Here is an 8,013-nt window from a genome sequence, read left to right as displayed (position 1 = left end):
GCAAATGCGAATGGGGTGAAAACAGCGCCAATCAAGGCGCGCGACGACGCCCAGACCGGGCGTCTGGGCTAGGAGCGCAACGCAGAGTGGCGCTGTTTTCACCCCATTCCCTTCGGGTTGCGATCAAAAAGGCCCTGCGCGGCGTTGCAAAGCCTTGGCGGGGTCTACCCCGCCTGCGTTTTGCGCCTTGCTCATGGCCTTTTTGACTCGCAACGCATCTTGCATAAATAGCGTTCACAGGCCCTAGTCCGGCGAGTCCCCTCCCGCCAGCGGCAGCGGCAGCGGCAGCGGGACGGTGGCGGTCATGGGGCGGCGGACGCTCAGTGCTGCTCGGACGCCTCAAAACCGGCCGCGGCCAGCGCCGCCAGCACCTGCGCGATGTGCTCGCGCCCGCGTGTCTGGATCACCAGTTCAATCTCCACGTTCTGGACCGACAGCGTGGTGAAGGCGCGCTGGTGGTGTACCTCGTCGATGTTGGCGCCCGCGTCGGCCACGGTCGCGGTGATCCTGGCCAGCGAGCCCGGCACATCCCGCACACTGGCCTTGATGCGGGCCAGCCGTCCGGCACGCACCATGCCGCGCTCGATGATGGCCGCCAGCAGCAGCGGGTCGATATTGCCGCCGCACAGCACCAGCCCGACCTTCTTGCCGGCAAAACGCGCCGGGTATTTGAGCAGCGCCGCCAGCCCGGCTGCGCCCGCACCCTCGACCAGGGTTTTTTCAATTTCCAGCAGCATCACCATGGCCTGCTCGATATCCCCTTCATCGACCAGCACCAGGTCGTCCACCAGCTTTGCAATGATGGCCTGCGGGATCACCCCGGGCGTGCCCACGGCGATGCCCTCGGCAATGGTGCTGGTGCCCTGCGGGTGTCGCGTGCCCTTGACGGCGTTGACCATGGCCGGGAAGCGCGAGGTCTGCACCCCCACGATTTCAATCTCGGGCTTCAGGGCCTTGGCGGCGGTGGCCATGCCCGCGATCAGCCCGCCGCCGCCCACGGCGACGACCAGCGTGTCCAGGCTGGGGACGGCGTGCAGCATTTCCAGCCCGACGGTACCCTGACCCGCCACGATGGCTTCGTCGTCATAGGGGTGCACAAAGACCAGGCCCTCGCGCTCGGCCAGCATCAGCGCATGGGCGCGCGACTCCTCGAGCGTGTCGCCATGCAGCACCACCTCCGCGCCAAAGCCGCGGGTGCGCTCGGTCTTCACGCCCGGGGTAAAGCGCGGCATCACGATGACGGCGCGCAGGCCCAGGCGCTGGGCATGATAAGCCACACCCTGAGCATGGTTGCCGGCGCTCATGGCGATCACGCCGCGGCGCCGTTCGTCGCCTGAGAGTTGCGCAAGTTTGTTGCACGCGCCACGCTCCTTGAAAGAGGCCGTGTACTGCAGGTTTTCAAACTTCAGGTAGATCTGCGCGCCGGTCAGCTGCGACAGCGTCTTCGACTCGACGCAGGGGGTGTCCAGCAAATGGCCCTGCAGGCGCTGGGCGGCTTGTTCAATATCGATCAGACTGAGCATGAAAGTTCTCCTGGGCAGATTGTGTGCCCTGAACGTGTTATTTTCTGCTGCATGTGTGGCACATTTCACATGACGGTCTTCAAGTAGCGTCTTCCATGATGCTTCAAGCTGCGTTATGGTGTGTATTTAGGGCAGGGTTTGCGTCAAAGGTTTTTTGCAAACTGGAGGTTTGTCCATGAGCAAGCGTTCCGCGAGTGAGCAGCAGTGGCTGTTGTCTCCCGGCCTGAAAGAAGCGCCGGTGCTCGATCTCATGTGCTCGCACTTTGTGCTGACCCTGGCCGCCCGCCAGGGCGCCAAGTTCAATGTACGGCGCGACCTCAACAGCCTGCTGTCGCTCTCGGGGCGCCATCTGGTCTGGCCGCTGCCGGCGATGCAGCGCCTGCGTGAATTTCTGGGGCGCCGCTGCAAGGACAACGAACTGTGGCGCGGCCACGAAACCCTGAGCGATGCCGAATTCATGGCGCGCCACGGCGCCTGGCGCGGTCCGTATGAAGAGGGCACGCTGTTCTTCTACCTGGATGAACACGCCAAGGACCAGCCCAAGGATTTGCTGTCCGTGCTGGCCGCCACCGGCGAGTGGCTGACGCACGCGCTGAAGAAGCAGTCCACGCTGGTCGAAAAAAACATCGATGCGCTGGCCAACCTGCTGCAGCTCAACCGGGCCGAGCGCGCGCTGCTGCTGTATGGAACCCTCGCGCGCTATCAACGGGATCTTCGCTCGCTGCTGGTCGAGTTCAAGGTCAGCAACGCGCCCGAGGCCTATGCCGCCATTGCCGACGTGGCCGGCGTCAAGGCGCCCGAGGTGGCCGAGGCGCTACGCGCCGGCTCGCGGCTGGAGCGCATTGGCATGGTCGAAAACCTGATTTCCGAACACAACATCACGGACCTGGCCGACTTGATGAAGGTCAGCGAAAAGCTGCCGCCCGTGCTGATGCGCGAATACCGCGACCAGAACGAGTTGATGGCGGTCTTCACCCGGCCCGCTGCACGCAGCAGCCTAGGCCTCGCGGACTTTGCCTTTGTGCAGGACGACGCCCAGGTGCTGGTGTCCCTGCTGCGCAATGCGGTCGCCGCCCGGGAGCAGGGCGTCAATGTGCTGCTCTACGGGCCGCCCGGCACCGGCAAGACCGAATTGGCCAAGGTGGTGGCACATGCTGCCGGGCTGGACCTGTTTGAAGTCGAATATGCCGACCGCGACGGCAACTCGCTGAGCGGGCGCGACCGCTACCGGTCGCTGCAAATCGCCCAGGTGTTCCTGAAGGGCAGCACGCATTCCGCCCTGCTGTTCGACGAGGTGGAGGACGTGTTCCCGCCGATTTCCAGCGAAGCCGCGCAGTTCATGGCGCGCTCCGAACAGTTGCCGCCCGCCAGTGCCGCCAACGGCTCGGTCAGCGGCAAGGCCTGGGTCAACCAGATCCTGGAGTCCAACACCGTGCCCACGCTCTGGGTGACCAACCGCATCGAGCAGATCGACCCGGCCTTCCGCCGCCGCTTTGCCTACCACCTCGAGCTTCGCTCGCCGCCGCCCGGCGCGCGCGAGGGTGTGGTGCGCAAGACGCTGGAAGGTGTGCAGGTCAGCGAGGCGTTTGTGCAGAAACTCACCGCGCGCAAGGGCCTGACGCCGGCGCAGATACGCACGGCAGTGCGGTTTGCCCAGCTGGCCAGTGCGCCACCGGACAAGATGGATGCCCAGGCCGATGCCGAGGGGCTGAAAGCCCTTCTGGCGGGCGGCCGGCCCGCGCTGATGGAGTCGCTGATCGAGCGGCAACTCAAGAACGCCGATGTCGCACTGGGCAATCCGGCGGAAGCGGCGGGCCGCCGCAGCGTGACGACTTACGACCTGGCGATGCTGCACGTCGAGTCCCGTTTTGAGGTGCCGCGCATCGTCGAGGCGCTGAAAAGCCGGGGCCACGGCTGCCTGTGCTTTTACGGCGCGCCCGGAACCGGCAAAACCGCGCTGGCCGAACACATCGCCAAAACGCTGGACCAGCCGCTCATCATCAAGCAGGCCAGCGATTTGATGAGCAAGTATGTGGGCGAGACCGAGCAGAACATGGCGGCCATGTTTCGCGAGGCCGAGGCCGAGAAGGCCGTGCTGCTGCTCGATGAGGCCGACAGCTTTCTGCAGGACAGGCGCGGCGCCCAGCGCACCTACGAGGTGACCGAGGTCAATGAAATGCTGCAGGGCATGGAGCGCTATGCCGGTATCTTCATCTGCACTACCAACCTGATGGAAAGCCTGGACCAGGCCGCGTTGCGACGCTTTACCTTCAAGATCAAGTTCATGCCGCTGACGCGCGAGCAGCGCGAAAAGATGTTCGTGGTCGAAGCGCTGGCCGGTGATGCCGCGTTGTTCACCGCCGCCTTGCAGGAGAGGCTGGGCAAGCTGTCACAGCTGTGCCCCGGTGACTTTGCGGCCGTCAAACGTCAGATAGATATTCTGGGCGCCGTGTTCGGACCTGACGAATTCATGAGCCAGCTCGAAGCCGAGCACCGTATCAAGCCCGAAGTGCGGGAGTCGCGCAACATGGGCTTTTTGCACTGATCAGAAGGTCAGAATTTGACGAGCCGGATGGTTTTGCGCGAGCCATGGTCCATGCCCGTGACGGCCTGCACCATGCGCGCCAGGCAGCTGTCCGCTTCCGGCTGTGCCGCGCTGGCCCGGCCGCCCAGATGCCCGACGGCAATGTGAAACTGCAGAGGTTCCGCATCGGGCAGCTGGTTCGAATGCCGCAGGCCGCTGGCGAGGATTTTGGTGGCCATGCCATTGGCGGCTTCCGCGCTGGTCGGTCCCTCCATCAGCAGGGCAAACTGGGCGTCCCCGATGCGCGCCACCGTGTCGCTCGAGCGGGCTGCCGCACCGATGCGCGCCGCCGCCATCACGACGGCACGATCCGCTGTCTCCTGGCCGTGGGTTTTCTGGAGACTGGCCAGGTTGGACAGGTTGACCAGCAGCATCCCGAAGGGCAGCTGGTGACGCTCGGCGGTGCTCAAGGCGTGTCGCAGCTTGGCCAGAAACACCCGTGCCGAGTGAAGGCCCGTGAGTGCGTCGTGGCTGTCGAGCCCTGAGGCGCGGGCCGTGAGGTTGCGGCGCTGCGAAACCCGGCGGTGCAGTCCATAAAACAGGATGGGCACTTCAATGGCAGAGCCCAGCAGCAGGGCGTAATCGCTCAGGAAGCTGGAGGGAATCACGCTCAGGTTGCGCAGCAGCGGGAAGGCGGCGGACAGCAGCACGGGCAGGAAGCCGGCGGCCACCCAGCGCGTGTGATAGTCGCCGGCGGCCAGCGCCACCCCGACGACAGTGAAGAGCACTGCCATGCTCAGGCCGATCAGGCTGTTCATCACCAGGTAGCTCGCCGGTGTGGGTGCTACCGCGTCAACCAGGCCCCCCAGCGGGAGCAGGATCATCAGTGCCAGCATGGCCAGGTCCAGGGTACGGTTAAAACGCCGGGGCAGGGTGACCGTTCGCACAAACCACATGGCACTGGCGGCAGCAGAGGGCAGCAACAGCACGGTGGCCATGCTGGAGCGGGACCATTCCGGCCACCAGTACAGCCCGGCCACGCCGGTGAAGGAGGCTTGCGATGCCGCAAACGTTGCGATATACAGGGCGTAGGTGCCAAAACCCGCATCCCGGTAAGTCAGCGCATTGGCCAGCGCCAGCGTGATCACCAGCGCGGCCAGGCCAAAATAAATGCCCAGCACCAGGTGTTCCGCCAGGCTGGCGTTGATGAGCTGCACGTCGCTCACAATGCGCGGCAGCGCCGAATAGGGCACGCGGGGATGGCGTATCTGCACGTAGTAACGCACGGGCTTGCCGGCCTCGGGGCTCAGGCTGAAGATGGGATAGCGCCCCGGCTGCGCCCACTGGCTCATCGCCCGGGTGTCACCGGCCTGTTGCGTGACCCATTGGCCTGCCGCATCACGGTAGTAGAGGCTGACGTCGTCCACGCCGGGCAGTGGCACGGTGAGCCGCCAATGCGCATCCGGCTTCTGGCTGGCGGCATCAAAACGCAACCACAGCGAGCCGTTTTCGATCAGGTGGCGTTGACCGTGCACCACCGGCGCAAACGGCAGGCCAGGCTGGTTGTCGAGCTGTTCGACCGTGAACCGGCCGTTGGTGTCGAGCAGGAACTCCAGCGATGGATCGAGGTTGACGGGACGGGTGTCAGCGTGCAGCACCAGAACAGGCGCTGGCGTCGGCGCTGCCTGGGCATGCGCCGCCTGCACGGCCGTGGCGACCAGCAAAGCAAGCAGCAAGGCAGGCAGTAAGGCAGGCAGATAGAGCCAGGCGAGCATTCCGCGCGTTGCTGTGCGACTGGATCTGTGGCGCATGCGGCCTGTTTTCATTGGACTCATTGTTTGTTGGAGGGCTAAAAGCTATCGGCCGGTCGGCTTGCCTGTCTGCAGCGGCATGGCGGATGCCGGAGCGCCTTGCTCAGGGCGACGTGCAGACCCGCAGCACCTCGGCGCCATAAGCCTCCAGCTTCTTCGCGCCAATCCCGCTGATCCCTTCCAGGTCGCGCAGGCTCTGTGGTGCGCGCTCGGCAATGGCGCGCAGCGTGGCGTCGTGAAAAATCACGAACGCCGGCAAGTTGTGTTCGCGCGCCACCTCGGCGCGCCAGGCCTTGAGGCTGGCCAGCCGCTCCAGCGCGCCGGCATTGAGCGCGGCTTCGGCCAGGCCCTTGACGGAGGTCTTGGTCACGCGCTTGCGGCGGTCGGTTTTGCCGCCTAGGGCCTGCTCGCGCAGCACCACGCTGACTTCGCCCTTGAGCACCTGCCGGGCATCGGGCAGCAGTTGCAGGGTGCTGAAGGCTTCCGTGTCCACACGGACCATGTTTTTCGCGATCAGCTGGCGCAGCACGCTGCGCCACTGCGCCTCGGCCAGATCGGTGCCAATGCCGAAGGTGCTGAGCTTGTCGTGGCCGTATTGGGCCACCTTCTCGGTGGCCTTGCCGCGCAGGATGTCCATGATGTGGCCGGCGCCAAAACTGATGCCGCTGGCCTGCTGCACGCGGTAGATGCAGCTGAGCATCTTGCGGGCGGCCTCGGTGGCGTCCCATACCGCGGGCGGGGCGATGCAGTTGTCGCAATTGCCGCAGAAATATCGAGCCCCCACGCTTGTCACTGCGTGTACTTCGCTGCCCCCCGAGGGGGCTGGCCTTGCTAGGGGCGGCCCGTCGCTGCGGCCGCTGTCTAGCTCTTCACCAAAGTAAGCCAGCAAGCTGGCACGGCGGCAGCGCGTGTCTTCGGCCAGCGTCAGCAGTGCATCGAGCTTGCCGCGCATCACCTGCTTGAACTCTTCGCTGGCGGCATCGCTGGTGTCTATCATGCGGCGCTGGTTCACCACGTCCTGCAGGCCGTAGACCATCCAGGCGTTGGCGGGCAGTCCATCACGGCCGGCCCGGCCCGTTTCCTGGTAGTAGCCCTCGATGTTTTTGGGCATGTCCAGGTGTGCGACAAAGCGCACGTCGGGCTTGTCGATGCCCATGCCGAAGGCAATCGTCGCCACCATGACGACGCCGTCCTCGCGCAGGAAGCGGTCTTGCCGCTGCTGGCGCAGCGAGGAGTCCAGCCCGGCGTGGTAGGCCAGCGCCTTCAGGCCGGCATCCTGCAGGGTTTCGGCGATTTCCTCCACGCGCTTGCGGGACTGGCAATACACAATGCCGGCCTCGCCCTCATGCTCGGACTCGATGAAGCGCAGCAGCTGGCGCGTCGGGTCGGCCTTTTCGACAATGGTGTAACGGATGTTGGGCCGGTCAAAGCTGCTGACAAACTCGCGCGCATCTTCGAGTTTGAGCCGCTCTATCATGTCCTGCCGGGTCAGCGCATCGGCGGTGGCTGTGAGCGCGATGCGCGGCACATCGGGAAAGGTCTCGTGCAGCAGGCTCAGGGAGCGGTATTCAGGCCGGAAATCATGGCCCCACTGGCTCACGCAATGCGCCTCGTCAATCGCAAACAGGCTGAGCAGGCCACGCTCGTGCAGCGAGGCCAGCAGGCCCTTCATGCGCGGCGTGTTGATGCGTTCGGGCGCCGCATACAGCAGCGTCAGTTCGTTGCGCAGCAGCTGCTTTTCAAGCTGGCTGCTTTCTTCAAAGCTTTGCGTTGAATTCAAAAACGCGGCGGACACGCCGGCCTCATGCAGCGCGCCGACCTGGTCATGCATCAGCGCAATCAACGGCGAAATCACCACCGTCACGCCGTGGCCGGCGTTTTGCCGCACGATGGCCGGAATCTGGTAACACAGCGACTTGCCGCCGCCGGTGGGCATCAGCACCAGCGCGTCGCCGCCTTGCACCACGTGATCCACGATGGCTTCCTGCGGGCCGCGGAAATCGGAGTAGCCAAAGACCTGACCCAGAACGTCCAACGGGGTCGGCCGCGATGAAGACCGGGATGAAGAAACAGGCAATGAAGACAAGAGGATGTTCAGGAGGCTGGGTTGCTATAAAAGTGATAGCCAATGGTTCAGATGAAGCCAAGGCTGGCG

Annotated in this window: 4 protein-coding genes; 1 reads left to right on the top strand and 3 read right to left on the bottom strand. The window is 64.8% G+C overall.

Annotation, left to right across the window (positions count from 1 at the left end; genetic code table 11):
- Positions 1-320: 320 nt before the first annotated feature.
- Complete coding sequence (locus tag AC1DS5_RS21295; RefSeq protein ID WP_477720250.1) at positions 321-1,523, bottom strand: threonine ammonia-lyase; 1,203 nt, start codon at positions 1,521-1,523, stop codon at positions 321-323.
- A 175-nt stretch (positions 1,524-1,698) separates the two neighbouring features.
- Here AC1DS5_RS21295 and AC1DS5_RS21290 point away from each other — a divergent pair, with 175 nt between their 5' ends.
- On the top strand, positions 1,699-4,068 hold the full coding sequence (locus AC1DS5_RS21290) for an ATP-binding protein (RefSeq protein ID WP_477720249.1): 2,370 nt from the start codon (positions 1,699-1,701) through the stop codon (positions 4,066-4,068).
- 8 nt (positions 4,069-4,076) lie between these two features.
- Here the strand turns inward: AC1DS5_RS21290 and AC1DS5_RS21285 are convergent, their stop codons facing one another.
- Both AC1DS5_RS21285 and AC1DS5_RS21280 read right to left on the bottom strand, forming a co-directional pair.
- Positions 4,077-5,822, bottom strand: a complete 1,746-nt coding sequence (locus tag AC1DS5_RS21285) for a sensor domain-containing diguanylate cyclase (protein WP_477720248.1) — start codon at positions 5,820-5,822, stop codon at positions 4,077-4,079.
- 139 nt (positions 5,823-5,961) lie between these two features.
- Positions 5,962-7,944 (bottom strand): RecQ family ATP-dependent DNA helicase, encoded by a 1,983-nt coding sequence (locus tag AC1DS5_RS21280; protein ID WP_477720247.1) that lies wholly within the window; start codon positions 7,942-7,944, stop codon positions 5,962-5,964.
- Positions 7,945-8,013: the final 69 nt, after the last annotated feature.

The organism is Polaromonas sp. P4_H1 (assembly GCF_056400945.1).
Note: the sequence above shows the minus strand (reverse complement) of the source record. Positions and strands in the feature narration are given on the sequence as shown.